This is a genomic window from Candidatus Limnocylindrus sp., from assembly GCF_040397215.1.
Taxonomy (GTDB): Bacteria; Chloroflexota; Limnocylindria; order Limnocylindrales; family Limnocylindraceae; genus Limnocylindrus.
The window spans coordinates 127967-144349 of the sequence record NZ_JBBAWK010000001.1; the positions used below are offsets into that span (position 1 = coordinate 127967).

Below are 16383 nucleotides of genomic sequence, written 5' to 3' on the forward strand. Positions count from 1 at the left end.
ACACCCGCCGCGTTACGCCGACGGCGCTGGTGCAGCTGTCGGCGTTGCCGCCTCTTCTGCCGTAGGGCTGATGCCGTTCTCGGCAAGGATCGGCGCGTACCCTTCGCTCTCTAGCCGGTGCGCCAGATCTGGTCCACCTGAAACGACGATGCGGCCGCGCGCGAGCACGTGCACGAACTGTGGCTTCAAGTAATCGAGCAGTCGCTGATAGTGCGTAATTACCAATACCCCGAGCTCTGGCGAGAGCATCGTGTTCACTCCTTCGGCAACAATGCGCAGCGCATCGATGTCAAGGCCAGAGTCGGTCTCGTCGAGGATCGCCATCTCTGGCTTCAGCAGAGCCATCTGCAACATCTCAAGGCGCTTCTTCTCGCCGCCCGAGAACCCATCATTCACGTAGCGCGTCATAAATGCCTCGTCCATCTTCAGTTGCGTGAGCTTCTCTTTGACGAGCTTTCGGAACTCGCCCATCGTCATGCCGCCCTTCACTGGGTCCGACGGATCGAACTCAGGATCGCGTACCAAGCCGGAGCGACGCGCATTCATTGCGGTGCGCAAGAAGCTCGCAACGGAGAGACCAGGAATCGAGGTTGGATACTGGAAGGCCAAGAAGAGGCCGAGTCGCGCGCGTTGGTCGGCGCTGTAGTCGAGCAGGTTCTCACCCTTCCAGAGGACAGTGCCAGAGACGATTTTGTAGCTCGGGTGTCCCACTAGCGCGTAGCTGAGGGTCGTTTTGCCGGAGCCGTTCGGCCCCATGATCGCGTGCACTTCGCCCGGTTTCACCGTCAGCGAGATCCCCTGAAGGATGTGCTTGCTCAGATCGCTCGAAGGTGCGACGACGAGGTCCTTGATGACCAGATACGCGTTCTCACTCATGTGCCTCTCCTCTCTCTCTCAGTGTTTGGTTGAACTACTCAGGGCGACCGGCGAGCCGGGCTTCGCCAAGTCGGCGAGGGTGAAGGAGTCGAGCGCCTCGTTGACCGAGTCGCGTACGCGGCTCCAGAGCTGGCTCACGGTGCAGTTGTCGGCGCGATTGCAGGGGCTCCCAGCTGCGGCCAGGCAGGCCATCGGCACGATGGGGCCCTCAAGCGCCCTTACGACCTCACCCATGCGCACCTCGCTCGCCGGTCGGGCGAGGCGGTAGCCGCCATGTGCCCCACGCTGGCTATCGATGAGGCCCGCATCGCGCAGGCCACCAATGATCTGCTCCAAGTACGCGCGTGGCAGGTCTTCCTGATCGGCGATATCGGTCAGCGAGACAGGCTCGCCGTGATCCATGCGGGTGAGGGCGACCATGAAGCGCACCCCGTACTCACTGCGCATGCTGAATGTGACGGCGCCGCTGCCGTGAAGGTCGCGCTGAGCGGGATCCTGGAGTTCGTTCAATGCTCCTCCTGAAGGGGGATTTCTGACGCATTTTGTCGGAATTGATACTACCCTATCTCCATGAGCCGAAGCGACGAACGAGCGATCGCCCTCTCGAACGCCCTCCCTGCAGGATTCACGGCGCTCCCCTGCGACGTTGAACGTGATGTTGCAGCGCTGACCACCCTCACCAACGAGAACTACCACGCGGTCGGCTACCCGCTGCTGTACAGCGAGGGCGACATGCTCGAAGACCTCACTGCCTCTGGCATCGACGCTCACAACAACGCCATCGTCGTCCGCGCTCCCACCGGCGCAATTGCGGGATGGGGTTGGGCGGTCGGCGCGACCGACGCCGAGAAGCCGCGCGCCTACCTCTTCGGCGGCGTGCACCCGCTCTTTCAGGGCATAGGACTTGGTCGCCACCTTCTTGCATGGTCAAGGGATCGTGCCCGAGAGCTGCTCGCGCCGTTTCCTGGCGCAACGATTCAGGCGCACTGCGTTGAGCCCGACGAGCGTGCGCAGCGACTCTATGTGGCCGCCGGCATGCGACCCATTCGCTACTACTCGGAGATGCTGCTGCGTTTTGCCAATCGACCCACCAGTAGCAAGCTCAGCAACGCGCCAATCCCTTCTGGCTACCAGTCGCTGGCGATAGCCGGGGTTGATCTAGAGGCGCTTCGGGTGCTGAAGAATCACTGTTTTGCCGATCACTGGGGGAGCTCATCGATGACACCCATCGAGTGGCAGGAGTACCTGGCCGCCGAATCAGCGCGACCGGCGCTCAGTGAGGTGATCACCGATGTGAACGGCGAACTTGTCGCCTATCAGCTTACGGGCGCATTCCCACAAGACAGCAACACCGTTGGCCACGTGCTCTGGGTGAACAACCTCGGCGTGCATCGCGAGCATCGCAACCGCGGCCTTGCACGGCTACTGCTTGAGCGGCATCTGATTCGTGCGCAGGCCGACGGCTACGAAGGGTCGATGATTGGGGTTGATGCCGAGTCGTTAACTGGCGCGAACAAACTCTATGAGAGCGTTGGATACAAGCACCACTCTGGCGCCGTGCGCTACATCCTTGGAGACGCGGAGTTCTCCTAGGGGTTCGTTAGTCGCGAACGGGCGTCTGTGAAACGGATCGCGTTGCCGAAGCTTCGAGCTTCTCCGCCTGACGCGCGAGCAGCCACAAGAGATCGGCGAGGCGGTTCAAATACGCCAACAGGTGCTCGCCAGGGAGTAGCCCTTCGCGGCCGAGGGTGACGCACCAGCGCTCCGCACGGCGAATGATCGTGCGCGCGAGCTCAATGGCCGACGAGGCCTTACTCGAACCTGGGATTACGAAGTCTTTCGGGAATTCAATCACCGCTTCGGTGGCGGCAAGCAGCGTGTTGATGCGCGCCAACATCTTTGGTGAAACCTTGGTGCGCCCCTCTTCGAGGCGGTTCCATGCGTCTGGGTTCGTTGCGAGTTCGGCGCCAATCACAAAGAGGTCGCGCTGAATGGAGAGAATGGTTTCGTCGAGCTCGGCGATCCCCTCGCCGGTAAGGCCGATCAGTTCGGCGCGGGCCATGCCGAGTGCGGCGGTGGCTTCGTCGATGGTGCCGTACGCCTCGGTGCGCACATCGTCTTTTGAGATTCGATCGCCGCCGAAGAGGAGGCCTGTGGTGCCAGTGTCACCCTTACCGGTGGCGACCTTGCTTGCTGGCAGCTTCAGCTCGTCGCTCACCAGGCGAGACCCGCATCCTTCGGATCCCAGCGCTCGGCGAGGAGTGTGACCTTCACCGGATGCTCGAGCACCGATTCCGCCGCCTCTTTCACCTGCGCAAGCATCGAGCCTGCGTATGGGCAGAACGGCGTGGTGAGGATCATCTTCACTTCGGATTCGGTCTCGCCCACCAGCACCTGGCGAATGAGTGCGAGTTCGACGACATTCATGCCGATCTCGGGATCAACAACAGAACGCAGCGCGTCGAGGATTGCGAGTTCGGTGGCACGCTTCTGCGCATCAAACGGGGTGATTGCGGCGAGAGTCTCTTCGGTCATACGAGGCTCGCCTCCTCTGATGTGAGCTCTGGGCCCAGCAGCGTGCCATCGCTATCAAAGAACACTTCATAGTGTTCGCGGTTCGCCACGGCGAATTCATAGGCGCGTGCGATGCCAACGATGCGCAGCTCGGGCATCTCTTTCAACAGCTGTGCGCCGTCAAACCCCGATGCGCGGAGCTCAAGCAGTCGCCGCACGGTGAGGCGCGTGCCGTACAAGAATGGCTCGCCATTCATGACGAGCGGATCGGTGTGCACCCACTTGAGGGTCATGCTTACGCCCCCTTGTAGATGGCCGCGAGGATGCGGTTGCGCTTGCGCGTGTCGCCACCAAGGCGACGGTGCCACTTTAGTACAGCGATCCCTTCGAGGAGTGCGCGATCGGCGAACGCAGCGGCCTCGCCAGCGAGCACGTTTGGTACGGCCACTCGTAGGCCTTCATAGAGATCGGTGACGTCATCCATGGAGATGCGGCGGCGGCGCCAGGTTGGGGTGCCATGTTCGGTGAAGCTCTTCAGCGGGGTGATGCTGCCAGAGGCAACGCTCTCGGCGAGCTTCTCGAGCACCACCTGGGCATCGCGCATGAGGTGGCGCAGGCCGATGTCGCCCACGCGGTCGCGGAGTTCAGGATTGCGCTCAACGGCGGCCACGATGGCGCGGCCAGCGAGCTGCTCCCACTGGGCGGTGAGTGGCGCAACAACGCTCGGGAACCCGGCGGTACGGTCGAGGGGGCGGACGCCGTGCAGTGGGTGACTCATGTGCCTAAGGGTACCATCGCGCCCCGCAAGAGAGCCCGCTACCAGATGTCGTCGCCCTCGCCCTTCACGGGCGTTCGTGTGCGATTCAGGGCGTGATCTTCATGCTCGCTCGCCGCCTTGCGCGCGGCATCGATTGCCGCCTGCAGCGCACCGGTGCCGCCAGCTAAGCCGTGCGGCGCCTCAAAGAGATGATCGGGCAGCCCCTCCTTCTGGTCGCGCGCACGCCCCTTCGTTTCGCCAAGGAAGGGCATGCCGAGTCGCTCCACCGCGTCGAGTGAGGCGCGCAGCACGGCACCCTTGGCGGCGACCACGGCGCGCACCTCGTCGCCCTCCTCACCCTCGCTGATCTGGCGGCCGCGCAGGGGCTGCGCGATGCGCCCCACGTCGAGCCACGCCTGGTGGTAGCGATCCATCTGCCCCCACGCCGACGCCAGCAGTGCGTCGCTCGCGGCGAGCCAGGTGTTCAGCGCCGCTCGCGACGGGGCACGCGCAATGCGATCGCCCTGATCGATCAGGTCTTGCGTCTGCCGAACAAGATCGTCGCGCTTCATGCGCGCTAGTGGTCGCCCGTGGCGCGGTCGCTCTTGGCAAAGGCGCTCAGCTCGGCGCGACAGGCGTCGTGCGCCTTGGCCACCTGGCGCTCCAGCCAGCCGGTCATGCGCGAAGAATCTTCGAGCGTCACCACAGCGCCCTGGTCGCCATCTTCCACGATGAAGCCGGTCGTGGTGCGGAAGTCGCTAAACCAGTTCGCCTGCAGCTGCAGCAGCTCGTCGGCCACAACCCTGCGCTCAAAGAGCCAATCGAGGTGCACCGCATTGAGCGCGTCGGCAATGTCGGCGAGTCGCTCGCGAGTGCCGCGGCTCCGCGCCAGCATCAGCGTTGCCACGCGCACCGCCGTGAACGGCGAACGTGCCTCAGCGATCACCGGAGGCCAAGGAAGCGGAAGGGTGGCGTTGTCAGGTTTGCTCATGACCGACAGTATCGCACCACCCATAAAAAGAGACGACCCCCGCACCAGCGGGGGCCGCCTCTTGTCGTTTCTTTAGAAGCGGACGCTTACGCGCGACGCTCCTTCTTCGAAAACGCCAGACCTGCAACTGCGAACAGTGCCGCCGCGAACGCGAGCATCGCGCTCATTGGCGACCAGGCCGTATTCGTTGGCGGGAGTGGCGGCGGTGCCGCTGCCGTCAGTGTCATGCCGTAGCTCACATCAAAGGTATAGCTTGCACCAGCTGCAAGTGTGCCGATTTTTACTGCTACCCCAATATCAGTGTCGTTTAAGACCGGGTCGCCCTTCACAATATTGGCGTTAGTTCCGTCCCAATTGTTGTTAGGGGTACCCCTATCGCAACCCACATGCGCGCGCGTTTGTGTCGCTGCTAAACATCAGTAGCGCCGTGTCGACAGAATCGTACGAAGCAGTTGCCTGCACAACGGCAATTCCGTCGTCGGCAATTGTTTTTGTGACGTTATTTGCGGTGTCGTACGCACCGCCCGCAGCCTTCACGTTATCAGGGTCTACGCAACGGCCATAGTAAATATCATCAATAGCAGCACCAGTTGTGTTTGATACCGTGACGTGCATCTTCAGCACGACATCATCCACAATCGAATACACCTGTACTAGTCCCAGCCCGTTGAATGCAGAATCCATCGTCCAGGTTTCGCAGACGCCTGAACACACACTCCACGTGCCGAGTCCGAGGTCAGAGTCGCCGCCCCCGCTGTTGCCGCCCGAATTGGCGCCGACTGCCAGAGAGAAACCCTCATATGGGCTGCCAGGCTTGAAGAAGTCACCGATGTCGGCGCCTGTTCCCCAACCATCACCGTTGTCGTAGGTGAACCCGAGCACGTCATCACCAGCGGCTGACCAGGTGTTGTGCCCACTTTGATCGGATCGGGTGTGGGAGCCCGCGGGGGCGTTTCCAACGCTACCAAATGCACCGTTCTGCTGAATCCCGACGTTGACGTGGGTTCCGAGCAAGAATCGGTCCGTTGAATCACTTCCGCCACCAACGGCATATGTTGGGGCGATTCGTGCGGTGAGCACAAGTGACAGTGAGATGGCGGCTGTAACAACGCCGCGACGCAATGCGTTACCTCTCATTGGAATAGTCCTACGTGCGGGCAAATTGACTTGAGTCCGGCGGACCCAAGTGTTCACGCTACGCGAGAGGCTACCAGAATTCTAACGGCGGAGTTCAGACGCTTAGAGCAGCTCCCCATGCGCCGCGGCGCTCGGCTCGCCCTCTTTCGGACGTGCGATGGTGCCGGCTGGGAGCACCTCGAGCGGCTCACGTGCTGTGCCCTCAACGGCGCCGCCGATGCCGAGTGGCTGCCACTTCGACGGATCCTGCAGGCGATGCGCCTCTGTGTTGCCGCGGCTATGCATCTCGGCGTGGCCCTTCGGCTCGATCCACATCTCATGGCCGGCGAGCAGACCGAAGATCCCCTCTTGTCCTGGCTCAGGACGTGAGCTGCGGCAATCGACGCACTTGGTGGCGTCATGTCGCGTGTAGTGCTCAGGCTCTTCGTAGGTGCTGATGTACCCCTCGTAGTTGCGCAGCACCACCTTGTGGTCGCTATACGAGATCAGGTAGTTCGGCATCACTGGAATCTTGCCGCCACCACCTGGTGAGTCGATCACGTAGGTTGGCACGGCGTAGCCGCTGGTGTGGCCGCGCAGACCTTCGATGATCTCGAGCCCCTTGCCCACAGGTGTACGGAAGTGGCCTGAGCCTTCAACGAGGTCGCACTGATAGATGTAGTACGGGCGGATGCGATTCTCGACGAGCTTGTGCACCAGCTTGCGCATGATGTGCACGCAGTCGTTGACGCCCGCGAGCAACACCGACTGATTGCCAACCGGGATGCCGGCGCGCGTGAGCTTGTCAACGGCGCGCGACACTTCTGGGGTGATCTCCTGCGCGTGATTGAAGTGCAGGTTCATCCAGAGTGGGTGGTACTTGGCGAGCATCTCGCAGAGCTCGTCATCGACGCGCTGCGGCATGAAGACTGGCACGCGCGAGCCGATGCGAATGATCTCGATGTGCGGAATGTCGCGCAGGCCGCGCAGGATCTTCTCAAAGAGCTTCGGTGCCAGGGTGAGCCCGTCACCACCGCTAATGAGTACGTCGCGCACCTGTGGGGTGCGGCGCAGGTAGTCGAGCTGCGCCTCGTGATCCTTGCTGTTGAAGTTCTGCGTTGGGTCGCCGACGATGCGCGAACGCGTGCAGTAGCGGCAGTACGAGGCGCACTGCGTGGTGACGAGCATCAGCACGCGGTCGGGGTAGCGGTGCACCAGGCCTGGCACTGGGGAGTGACGATCTTCGCCGAGCGAGTCTTCCATCATGGCGGTGAAGGCCTGCTGCTCAGAGCCGACCGGAATCACCTGGCGTCGGATTGGATCGTTTGGATCCTTCGGGTCGATCAGGCTAATGAAGTACGGGGTGATGTCGACGCGGAACTTACCGTCCGCGGAGAGGCCTTCGCGCTCGTCGTCGGTGAGTTCGAGGATCTCGCCAATCTCTTCGAGCGAGTTGACGCGGTTGCTGAGCTGCCAGCGCCAGTCATCCCACTGCTCGTTCGGCACATTGGCCCACTTTGGGGCGCGGCGGCTGCGGAGTGGCTGACCATCGGCGCCAACGGCCTTGGCCGGATCGCGCGGATTCACCCAGGCGGCATCGGCGGCGGCAACCGCGATAGCGTTGCTCTTCAGAATCTCCGTTGCGTCCATGCCGTGCCTCCTACTCCCGGGCGGGTGCCCCATGGGGGGCTGGATAGGGAGTATGCACGCTGGATAGCCGTCTGGGTAGCCCCCGCTAGGTAAGGAGCGTGACCGCCGCAGGGAGCACGGTAAAACGTGCGGGGAGGCGCCCCACGATCTCGCCGTCGGCCTCGATCTCGACGGCGCGGGCCTCGGGGCCGCCCGCCGGTGCGGCGAAGACGTCGGCCCCCTGGGAGACGGTCACCTTCGGGTGCGCGTAGTGGGTGCCTTTGTAGAGGAGCGGCAGGCTGACCACGAAGTCGCTGCGGGCGATGTCGCCGAAGCGCACCACCTCAAAGCGGCCATCGTCGATGCGGGCGGTTGGCGCCACATGCATGCCGCCGCCAAACCAGGCGCCGTTAGCGATCGCCATCGCGGCAACTGGGCCGCTCTCCGGCGCATGCGTGTCGACGCGTGCCTCTACCAGATCGGGCGCGTACTTCAGACCGGCGCGCACGGTCGCGAGTCCGAAAGCAAGCGCGCCAGCATGGCGCTTGATCTGTGGGTACTCCTCGAGCGCGTGGGCGATGCGGGCCGTGACGCCGAATGAGGCGATGTTCAGGAAGAGGCGCACGCTCCCGTCGCTGAGCTCAATCTGGCCAATATCAAAAATGCGCGGGGTGGCACCACGTGCCAGGTGGCGGGCAGCCTCCACCGGCTTGCGCGAGATGCCGATCGTGCGCGCAAAGTCGCGACCGGTACCTGCGGGGATCAACCCCAACTGCACCGGTGCAATGCTGCCGTCAGGTTGGCGCAGGCCGTTGAGCGCCTGGCTCGCGGTGCCATCACCACCAAGCACGGCGATGCGCGTCACGCCGTTCGCCACCGCTTCGCGCACGATGCGCTGCGCAGGGCGATCCTCGCCCGCGCGTGTGACCGAAATCTCAAACTCACCCCACGGCTTGAGTTCTTCGAGCACACGTGAAAGTACGCGACCGGCGCGGCCTGCGCCGGCAGCAGGGTTCACCACAAGCAGCGTACGATCGGCGCCCACGCGCTACCTCGCCACCAAGAAGCCGCGACCGATCGGATCGTTCTCGTCGAGAACGAAGCGCGCACTCCCGATCATGTGCGCACTGCCGCGCACCTCTGGAATCACCGCGTTGCGGCCCGCCCACGCTTCGGTACGCACCACACGGCCACGGAAGACCGACTCACGCCCGAGGATCGACTCAATCGCAATCTCTTCGCCAGTTTGCACCAAACCGCGTGCGTGCAGTACGGCGAGTCGTGCCGAAACACCTGAACCCGTTGGCGAGCGATCCACCTCACCCTCGGCGAAGAGGCAGAGATTGCGTGAGTGATGGGCATGATCTTCGGGTGGGCCCGAAATGATGGTGCCGTACAAGAACGAGAGGTCGACTTCTTCAGGGTGCGCAACGCCGAGTGCTGTTGCAAGCGCGCCACCACTGCGCAGAACGGCGCGACCGGCGTTGGTGATCGCGCGCCCTGCAGCAGAGAGTGCCGCTGCATTTTCGGCGCGCATCTCAATGCCGAGCTGTGAAGCATCAATGAGTGCATAGAAGGCGCCACCATAGCCAACATCAACGGTGAGCGATCCGTAGCCAGGAACGTCAATCGCAACGTTGAGTGCTGCGGCGAACGATGGCACATTCTCGAAGGTCACCTCGTGCACGCGTGGTGTTCGACTCGCTGCACGCGCCGCAGCAAGCTCGCTCTCCTGCACATGTGCAACGGCACGTACCAGGCCGCACGGCGCATCAATGCCGATCGGTGTTGCAATTCCCGTTGCCGCAATCGCACCGCTCTCGACGAGTGCGGTAGCTAGCGCAATGGTGCCGTGGCCGCACATCGTGGAGTAGCCCTCGTTGTGCATGAAGAGCACGCCGACCTGCGCCTCGTCGTGATCTGGCGGCACGAGGATGCCGCCATACATATCGGCATGGCCACGCGGCTCCCACATCAGCATCTTACGCAGATGATCGTGCTGCTGCAGTGCAGAGCGACGTCGTTCAAGAATGGTGTTGCCAGCAAGTTCTGGGTAGCCGCGCACGATGATGCGGAAGGGTTCTCCAGCCGTGTGATAGTCGAGCACCTCAACGGCGGCACCCGATGCGGCGGGTGGGGCATCGATGCGCAGGCGCGGTATCGAGCGACTCATCGCGCGAGCAGCGTTCCGACGTTCTGCTTCTCGGCAAGATCCAGAAGCAGTTCGGCGTACGCCAGATCGCAGGCGGAGATGCCGAGGTGGTTCACCAGTGTGGTCACACGGCCTGCGCTCTCGATGCGCGTGTCGCCGATCTGCGCGTCGGCGGCGGGCCACCCGCTCAGCTTTGGGGTGCGGCGTGTGTCGTCGTACTGCGCAGCGCTGTCGGTGATCACGCGAATCGGACCACGATCACTGAGTGCCGCCACGACACCGGCGCTGATTGTTGCGGCGTAATCGATCACGAGCAGGGTTGCGCCAGGCTCAATCAACTTCACGTCAATTGGTCGTGGCGGGGTGTTGAACGCCGCCGCGGTAACGATAATGTCGGCGCCGCGGATGGCATCGTTCACCGATTCGGCGACGCGATCACCGGCGCGCAACGGGAGTTCGGCAACTGCGCGGCGCGAGTAGAAGGCAACGGTGATAGCGGGGTGGAGCGCGGCGAGCACGGCACGGTGCGTAGCCGCCTGCAGCCCACCACCAATGATTGCCCCCTTATATGGGGCGCCATCTGACGCGGCGGCCGTGCTTGGTGGGGCAATGCGCAAGCCAGCCCCCGAGACGGCGGCCGTTCGTGCGGCGGTGAGCTCGCTAGCGGCAACGATGCCGCGCAGGCCACCCGCCTTCGGTCGCTCCACGAGCACCACCCCGCCGATTCCCGCGGCGCCTCCCCCGCTGATCCACTTCGCGCCAGCAACTCGGCCGGCGGCAAGATCGATGGCGGCGGGCATGGCGTGAGCAAAGGGGGCACCAGCGCCGAGGTTGAGTGGCACCTTCGGTGGCTGATGGGCGGTGCCAGTTGCCACGGCGCGCAGGGCCCCTTCGACCAGGCTGATCTGCACCTCTATAGAGGGGAGCAGCGCGAGCACATCTGCTTCGGTTAGGTAGCGAATTGGGGCGGTAGGCATGTGCGGCAGTGTATCCCCCGGTGCTACGCTTCGACGATGAAGTCCCGTATGCGCACCCTTCGACCGCTCTTCATGGTGGCTGCGCTGGTCGCCGCGCTGCTTGCACCCGCAAGCGCCTCGGGCACCTCGGTCAAGCAGGTCGCCCTCACCTTCGACGATGGGGACAGCGAGCTGCACATTCGCCAAGCACTCGCCATCGCCGTCGCCACGCAGACGCCGATCACCTTCTTCCCCACCGGCCGATCACTCCGCAAGTTCCCAAATCTCTGGAAGGCAATCGGTGACGCAGGGATTCCAATCGCCAACCACACGGTCAACCACAACGCCCTGTGCAACTGGAGCAAGACCCTGAAACGATGCGTAAGCATCAGTTCATCGCGCCTGCGGATTGAACTGAAGGGATGGGTGGACATCGCAAAGGGGTTGGGGATCAAATATGTCGCGTACTGGCGACCACCTGGCGGCGCGTGGAACAACGGTGTTCGAAGCTACGCATCATCGCTCGGCCTTAGCCTCTCAATGTGGACGAACACGTTCGCCGACACTGCAGCAATCTGCAAGAACGGGAAGCCTCGCAGCCGCACGGCTGCAGGGTTCTTCAATGCAACACGAACATATGCCGCCGGCTCTTCGTGGTGGAGTCAAACGTCTGGGGGCACAAAAGTCATCGTGCTCGGTCACGTGAATCCGTTTACCGCACAAACGGTAAAACTCCTTGGAGCGGTCATCACGAACTACGCCGATCGTGGCTTCCAGTTCGTAACCATCCCTGAATTAGAGACGGGCACACCGAACCGAATTGATTGGACGGCAGCGGCAGCGGCAGTCAATGCACCTGCAAAGAGGGCTCGCGACCCACGTGTTACAACAAGCCTACCGACACCAATTGATCCACTGAACACCACCTACACGTTTGCCCAGGCGAACGGCATCACCTGCCGCTAAGCGTTATCAAAGGGAACGGTAGTGCGTAAGCGTTAAACGTTAAATCTGAACTCCACAACGTCACCATCGCGCATGACGTACTCCTTGCCCTCCATGCGCACCTTGCCGGCAGCCTTGGCGGCAACCATCGAGCCGTTGCTGACGAGATCGTCGAACGAGACAATTTCAGCCTTGATGAAACCGCGCTGGAAGTCGGTGTGAATCACGCCCGCAGCCTGTGGTGCGGTCCACCCCTGGTGAATCGTCCAGGCGCGTGCCTCTTTCGGACCGGCGGTGAGGTAGGTCTGCAGACCGAGATTCTTGAAGCCGATGCGCGCCAACTGGTCGAGGCCCGACTCGGTCTGGCCCATTGAGGCGAGGAGCTCTGCAGCCTCGGCGGGGGTGAGGTCCACGAGTTCGGATTCGACCTTGGCGTCGAGGAAAACCGCCTCGGCCGGCGCGACGAGCGCAGCGAGTTCGGCGCGACGCGCGGCGCTCACAAGAATCGCCTCGTCGACATTGAAGACGTAGATGATCGGCTTGGCGGTGAGGAGGCCGAGCTCCTTAATGAGGGTGAGGTCAACCTTGGTTGAGGAGAGTGGTTCGCCGCGGTTGAGGGCGGCGATGGCCGCGTCAACGACGTCGAGCACCTCGGCGTCGAGCTTCTTCCCTTTCACCTCCTTCTCGTAGCGGGAGCGTGACTTCTCGAGGGTCTCGAGGTCGGCAAAGATCAGCTCGGTGTTGATCGTGCCGATGTCGCTCTTGGCGTCAACCTTGCCGTCGACGTGAATGATGTCTTCGTCGGCGAAGGCGCGCACCACCTGGGCGATCGCATCGGCCTCGCGGATATGCGAGAGGAACTTGTTGCCGAGCCCCTCCCCTGTTGAGGCGCCGCGCACGATGCCGGCAATGTCAACAAACGATACGGGGGCGGCAAGGATCTTCTCGGAGCCGAAGATCTCGGCGAGCTTGGTGAGGCGTGGGTCGGGCAGGTTCACCACCCCAACGTTCGGCTCGATGGTGGCGAACGGGTAGTTCGCGGCCAGTACGTTGTTCTTGGTAAGGGCGTTGAAGAGCGTCGACTTACCGACGTTCGGGAGTCCCACAATGCCAATCGTCAATGCCATGCGACGCAGTATAGGGGCGACCTTCCGAGGGGGTAGGATGCGAACATGAGCACACATCGCATCAAGCCTGGCAAGGAGCCGAAGCTCCACAAGATCGACACAGCCGGCACCCCTGACTGGTCGAAGGATCGCGAGGCGGGCGAGGCGCGCGCACTCGAACTGAACAAAGAGTTTGAAGAGTTGCAAGAACTCCTCTACGCCGAAGGGAAGCGCCGCGTGCTCGTGGTGTTGCAGGCGATGGACACTGGCGGCAAAGATGGCGTGATTCGACACGTGTTTGATGGCGTGAACCCGATGGGCGTACGCGTGGCCAGCTTCAAGCAGCCAAGCACCCTTGAGCTTTCACACAACTATCTGTGGCGCTACTTCGCGCAACTACCGAAGCGCGGTGAGATTGTCATCTTCAACCGCTCGCACTACGAGAGTGTGCTGGTGGAGCGAGTGCACGAGATCGCGCCGAAGAAAGTGTGGAAGCGCCGGTTCAAACACATTGCTGACATGGAACAGGCACTTGCCGATGAGGGGACCACAATCCTGAAATTCTTCTTGCATATCTCTAAGGCCGAGCAGAAACTGCGGCTACAGGCACGTCTTGACGATAAGGAGAAGCTCTGGAAGTTTGCGGTTGGCGACATTGCCGAGCGCGAACACTGGAGCGACTACATGGAGGCGTACGAAGAGGCGATTGAGCGTACCAGCACCGATGATGCGCCGTGGTACGTGGTTCCTGCCGATAAGAAGTGGTATCGCGACTTGGTGATCTCACAGATCATCGTTGACACCCTCAAGGAGCTCAACATGCAGTTCCCGAAGCCAGCGAGCGGACTCGACTCGATCGTAATCCCCGACTAGTTACTTCGGCTCAAGCACCAGCGAAACGGAGTTGATGCACCAGCGCTGGTCGGTGGGTACGTCGTACCCTTCGCCTTCAAAGACGTGGCCCATGTGTGAGCCGCACTTGGCGCAACGCACCTCGGTGCGAATGCGCGGGGCGAGTGAGCGGTCTTCAATCAGTTCAACAGCATCACTAGAAGTTGGCGCGTAGAACGACGGCCAGCCACAGCCGGAGTGGAACTTGTTCTCGCTGCGGAAGAGCTCGTTGCCGCACGCCTTGCACTTGTACACGCCCACCGTCTCGGTGTCGGTGTACTCGCCCACGTTCGGCGCCTCGGTCGCGGCGCGGCGCAGCACCTCGAACGAGAGCTGGTCAAGGCGGGCACGAAGGGCGACCTCATCAATCTCAATCGGGTATGCGCCGCTCACCTTGATCTCGGACCAGGCGTCCGATGGGAAGGCGACCCCGGTCTGGCTGTGGCAGTCGTACCCCTTCGGGTTCTTCTCGAGGTAGCGCTGGTGGTACTCCTCGGCCTCCCAGAAGGTGATGCCGTCAGCGGAGAGGACCTCGCTCACGATCGGGCCGTTCCCGGCGGCGGCGAGTGCCGCCCCGTAGAGCTTGAACCCAGATTCAATCGCCTCGCGCTGGTTGTCGTTCGTGAAGTACACGGCGCTGCGGTACTGCGAGCCGATGTCGCCCCCCTGGCGGTTCAGCGAGGTGGGATCGTGCATCGTGAGGAACTCCTCGAGGAGGCGGCGGTAGGAGATCTTCTGGTTGTCGAAGACCACCTTCACCATCTCGGTGTGACCAGTTGAGCCCGTGCAGACCTGCTCGTAGGTGGGTGCCTCGGCGTGGCCGCCCATGTAGCCCACGGCGGTTTCGGTAACGCCGGGCATCTGCCAGAAGCGGCGGTCGGCACCCCAGAAGCAGCCGGTGGCGAAGTAGGCGGTCTCAATCATGGGCATAGTGTGCCACGACCGAAACTAGTAGCGCAGGGCCTCAAGACCAATGATGCGCGTGTTCCAGCCATCCCAGCACTGGCCCGCCCAGGTGTATTCGAAGGCGGTTCGATCCTGGGTTCCAACGCCAACGAGGTGAAGATATCCATCGTTACCGTGCGCGTAGTCGATGAGGTAGCTGCTCCCCTGCTGGTACACACTTGAGCAGATCGCCGAGAAGATAGATTCGTTGTGCTTAAAGTTCCACACCTCGGTCGCCGTCTTCGTCACGAGGTTGATGGAGTACTTGCGCGGCGCGCTGTAGGTGTGATTGTCACCAGCTGGCGAGTGGTTGAAGCTCCCGTAGCCGTTATCGAAGAGCATCAGGTTGCCGTCCGGCGTGATGGAGACGGCATGCTCGCCGATTGGCGCAATGCTGCCAGGTGCCATGGTCAACGCATACGCCATCAGTGATGGGTAGGTTGCCCAGGCCTTGCTCAGGTCGCCAAGGATCCACTTGATCTGCTTATCAGTGTATCCGATGCCAATCACAAAATCTTCACGCCCAGAGACGACGAGTGTATTGGTCGACGCCCAATAGGTTGAGGCATTGATGTGCAGCCAATCGTCGCCATCGCGTACGAAGGCGGAGGGATTATCGTTTCCCGCAATCATCGCGGCGCGCACGATCTGCGTAATGTTCCAACGATCAAGAATCGTGCCCGACTCGTTGATTTCAAAGATGGTGGACTCGACGTGGACTGCGCCGTCGACAGTAATGTTCGGCTCAATCAGCAAGCCGACTTTGCCGAGGTCGTAGTTGTGATGCATGCCCCAGACGCCTTCGCTGGCGTAATCGGCCACCTCTGTCAACGCTCCAGTCATGTCCATGCGGAAGAGCTTCGACCCGCTGCCATACCCTTCGCCGTTATCAAGATAGATTGACCCGTTCCAAAAGTATGCACCTTGCGAATTCATGCCAGGTCGACCGGTCCAGCGAATGTTGCCGTCAATATCGAGAACCACTGGGCCGAGACCGTCATGCAAGTGCTTCACCAGCATGTAGCTGTAGTCGAGCGGAATGGCTGCATTACGTGGCGTCACATCAATGCGCGTTGCCGCGCTGAAATAGCCGGTGTATGCCGCGGTCTGTAGTCGCACGGTAGTGGTGATCGCTTTGCGATAGATCTGCTTTACGGTGATGCGCACCGTGTTGTTGTAGTCGGCGTAGAGACCGAACACGGGAATCGTGGCCTCTTTTACGCGTGATCCGAGCTTGCGCTGCGCCACGAGATACGCCTTGGAGTAGGTGACGCTAATCGCCTTCGCGGTGCTTCCTGGCTTTGGCACGATGGTGAAGGTGATGTACTGCAAGAGCGATGAAGGGACTCCGCGCAGAACGACCTGCCCAACGAATTCGCTCGAAACCGTTGCGCTGCGCACGGTGAGCCCTGCGGCGGCTTCGGCCGTTGCTGGCGCCGCAATCGCTGAGAAGGCGAGGGCCAGCGAGGCGATGAGGGCAACGAGTGTGGTCCTGGCGGGCATGG

Annotated in this window: 20 protein-coding genes and 1 pseudogene; 3 read left to right on the forward strand and 18 right to left on the reverse strand. The window is 62.2% G+C overall.

The window, feature by feature from the left end; all coding sequences use genetic code 11:
- Positions 1-12: 12 nt before the first annotated feature.
- Both sufC and AC3LCN_RS00655 read right to left on the reverse strand, forming a co-directional pair.
- Entirely contained in the window at positions 13-876 is an 864-nt protein-coding gene (gene sufC, locus AC3LCN_RS00650) for a Fe-S cluster assembly ATPase SufC (RefSeq protein WP_488648163.1), read from the reverse strand.
- A gap of 18 nt (positions 877-894) precedes the next feature.
- Positions 895-1386, reverse strand: a complete 492-nt coding sequence (locus tag AC3LCN_RS00655; RefSeq protein WP_488648164.1) for an RrF2 family transcriptional regulator — start codon at positions 1384-1386, stop codon at positions 895-897.
- A gap of 60 nt (positions 1387-1446) precedes the next feature.
- Here AC3LCN_RS00655 and AC3LCN_RS00660 point away from each other — a divergent pair, with 60 nt between their 5' ends.
- The gene (locus tag AC3LCN_RS00660; RefSeq protein ID WP_488648165.1) at positions 1447-2469 is read left to right on the forward strand and encodes a GNAT family N-acetyltransferase; all 1023 of its coding nucleotides are present in this window, start codon (positions 1447-1449) and stop codon (positions 2467-2469) included.
- A 7-nt stretch (positions 2470-2476) separates the two neighbouring features.
- Here the strand turns inward: AC3LCN_RS00660 and AC3LCN_RS00665 are convergent, their stop codons facing one another.
- From AC3LCN_RS00665 to AC3LCN_RS00720, 12 genes are all read right to left on the reverse strand, one after another.
- Positions 2477-3094 carry a cob(I)yrinic acid a,c-diamide adenosyltransferase gene (locus tag AC3LCN_RS00665; protein ID WP_488648166.1) on the reverse strand — a complete coding sequence of 206 codons (618 nt, stop codon included), beginning with the start codon at positions 3092-3094 and terminating at the stop codon, positions 2477-2479.
- Positions 3091-3411: a metal-sulfur cluster assembly factor gene (locus AC3LCN_RS00670; protein ID WP_488648167.1), complete on the reverse strand. Its 321-nt coding sequence runs from the start codon at positions 3409-3411 to the stop codon at positions 3091-3093. The genes AC3LCN_RS00665 and AC3LCN_RS00670 overlap by 4 nt, the downstream gene beginning before the upstream one ends.
- Positions 3408-3683 (reverse strand): DUF433 domain-containing protein, encoded by a 276-nt coding sequence (locus AC3LCN_RS00675; protein WP_488648168.1) that lies wholly within the window; start codon positions 3681-3683, stop codon positions 3408-3410. The genes AC3LCN_RS00670 and AC3LCN_RS00675 overlap by 4 nt, the downstream gene beginning before the upstream one ends.
- 2 nt (positions 3684-3685) lie before the next feature.
- On the reverse strand, positions 3686-4168 hold the full coding sequence (locus AC3LCN_RS00680; RefSeq protein ID WP_488648169.1) for a hypothetical protein: 483 nt from the start codon (positions 4166-4168) through the stop codon (positions 3686-3688).
- A 38-nt stretch (positions 4169-4206) separates the two neighbouring features.
- The gene (locus AC3LCN_RS00685; protein WP_488648170.1) at positions 4207-4719 is read right to left on the reverse strand and encodes a hypothetical protein; all 513 of its coding nucleotides are present in this window, start codon (positions 4717-4719) and stop codon (positions 4207-4209) included.
- Between the two features lie 5 nt (positions 4720-4724).
- Positions 4725-5138 (reverse strand): hypothetical protein, encoded by a 414-nt coding sequence (locus AC3LCN_RS00690; protein WP_488648171.1) that lies wholly within the window; start codon positions 5136-5138, stop codon positions 4725-4727.
- A gap of 86 nt (positions 5139-5224) precedes the next feature.
- Positions 5225-5467, reverse strand: coding sequence for a hypothetical protein (locus AC3LCN_RS00695; RefSeq protein WP_488648172.1), 243 nt, complete (start codon positions 5465-5467; stop codon positions 5225-5227).
- Positions 5468-5510: 43 nt separating this feature from the next.
- The gene (locus AC3LCN_RS00700) at positions 5511-6275 is read right to left on the reverse strand and encodes a hypothetical protein (RefSeq protein WP_488648173.1); all 765 of its coding nucleotides are present in this window, start codon (positions 6273-6275) and stop codon (positions 5511-5513) included.
- A gap of 102 nt (positions 6276-6377) precedes the next feature.
- Complete coding sequence (kamA, locus tag AC3LCN_RS00705; protein WP_488648174.1) at positions 6378-7904, reverse strand: lysine 2,3-aminomutase; 1527 nt, start codon at positions 7902-7904, stop codon at positions 6378-6380.
- An 85-nt stretch (positions 7905-7989) separates the two neighbouring features.
- Positions 7990-8928: a diacylglycerol/lipid kinase family protein gene (locus AC3LCN_RS00710; RefSeq protein ID WP_488648175.1), complete on the reverse strand. Its 939-nt coding sequence runs from the start codon at positions 8926-8928 to the stop codon at positions 7990-7992.
- A gap of 3 nt (positions 8929-8931) precedes the next feature.
- Complete coding sequence (locus AC3LCN_RS00715) at positions 8932-10056, reverse strand: proline racemase family protein (protein WP_488648176.1); 1125 nt, start codon at positions 10054-10056, stop codon at positions 8932-8934.
- Entirely contained in the window at positions 10053-11012 is a 960-nt protein-coding gene (locus tag AC3LCN_RS00720; RefSeq protein ID WP_488648177.1) for a hypothetical protein, read from the reverse strand. Before AC3LCN_RS00720 ends, AC3LCN_RS00715 begins: the two co-directional genes overlap by 4 nt.
- A gap of 36 nt (positions 11013-11048) precedes the next feature.
- Between AC3LCN_RS00720 and AC3LCN_RS00725 the strand changes: the two genes are divergently transcribed.
- Positions 11049-11957 (forward strand): polysaccharide deacetylase family protein, encoded by a 909-nt coding sequence (locus AC3LCN_RS00725; RefSeq protein WP_488648178.1) that lies wholly within the window; start codon positions 11049-11051, stop codon positions 11955-11957.
- Between the two features lie 32 nt (positions 11958-11989).
- Here the strand turns inward: AC3LCN_RS00725 and ychF are convergent, their stop codons facing one another.
- A complete protein-coding gene (gene ychF / locus AC3LCN_RS00730; protein WP_488648179.1) occupies positions 11990-13063 on the reverse strand; it encodes a redox-regulated ATPase YchF in 1074 nt (357 codons plus the stop codon).
- Between the two features lie 45 nt (positions 13064-13108).
- On the opposite strand from ychF, the gene AC3LCN_RS00735 reads away from it, so the two are divergent.
- A complete protein-coding gene (locus tag AC3LCN_RS00735) occupies positions 13109-13915 on the forward strand; it encodes a polyphosphate kinase 2 family protein (RefSeq protein ID WP_488648180.1) in 807 nt (268 codons plus the stop codon).
- Here AC3LCN_RS00735 and msrB read toward each other — a convergent pair whose 3' ends face one another.
- The 3 genes and pseudogenes from msrB to AC3LCN_RS00750 form a co-directional block, all read right to left on the reverse strand.
- A complete protein-coding gene (gene msrB / locus AC3LCN_RS00740) occupies positions 13916-14326 on the reverse strand; it encodes a peptide-methionine (R)-S-oxide reductase MsrB (RefSeq protein WP_488648184.1) in 411 nt (136 codons plus the stop codon). It abuts the gene before it with no gap.
- Between the two features lie 21 nt (positions 14327-14347).
- Positions 14348-14857: pseudogene (msrA, locus tag AC3LCN_RS00745) on the reverse strand (peptide-methionine (S)-S-oxide reductase MsrA); the annotation flags it as partial.
- A gap of 24 nt (positions 14858-14881) precedes the next feature.
- A partial coding sequence (locus tag AC3LCN_RS00750; RefSeq protein ID WP_488648181.1) for an aryl-sulfate sulfotransferase occupies positions 14882-16383 on the reverse strand: 1502 nt, incomplete at its 5' end.